At 51.6% G+C, this 546-nt stretch carries 1 protein-coding gene; it reads left to right on the top strand.

Going from position 1 to position 546, the window contains the following annotated elements:
• On the top strand, nt 1-516 hold a 516-nt coding region (locus tag GOB86_RS15780; protein WP_165993593.1), incomplete at its 5' end, for an IS3 family transposase.
• Nucleotides 517-546 lie beyond the last annotated feature (30 nt).

Below are 546 nucleotides of genomic sequence, written 5' to 3' on the forward strand. Positions count from 1 at the left end.
GCCCCCAACAGACTGTGGGTTTCGGATTTCACGTATGTTTCCACTTGGCAGGGCTTTGTTTATGTGGCCTTCATCATTGACGTCTTTGCACGGGTTATTGTGGGTTGGCGTGTCTCCTCAACGGCTCATACCGACTTCGTACTGGATGCCCTTGAGCAGGCTCTGTGCCAGAGGCAGCCTGAGGGAAAAGTGACCCACCATTCCGACCGCGGCTGTCAATATGTGTCCATTCGCTACACGCAAAGACTGGCTGAAGCGGGGCTCGTTGCTTCTGTCGGCAGTGTTGGGGATTCCTATGATAACGCCTTGGCAGAGACCATTAACGGGCTCTACAAAACCGAACTCATCTATCGGCAGGGGCCATGGAAAAACAGGGAAACTGTTGAACTGGCAACACTTAAATGGGTCGACTGGTTCAATAATCGGCGGCTCCTGTCCTCCATTGGAAACATCCCGCCAGCAGAAGCTGAGGCACGCTTTTATGCACAACAGAAATCACATGCATTAGCCGCTTAAATCAGATAAAAAACGTCTCCACAAAACCCG

It is taken from the genome of Acetobacter lambici (assembly GCF_011516885.1).
GTDB classification, from domain to species: Bacteria; Pseudomonadota; Alphaproteobacteria; order Acetobacterales; family Acetobacteraceae; genus Acetobacter; species Acetobacter lambici.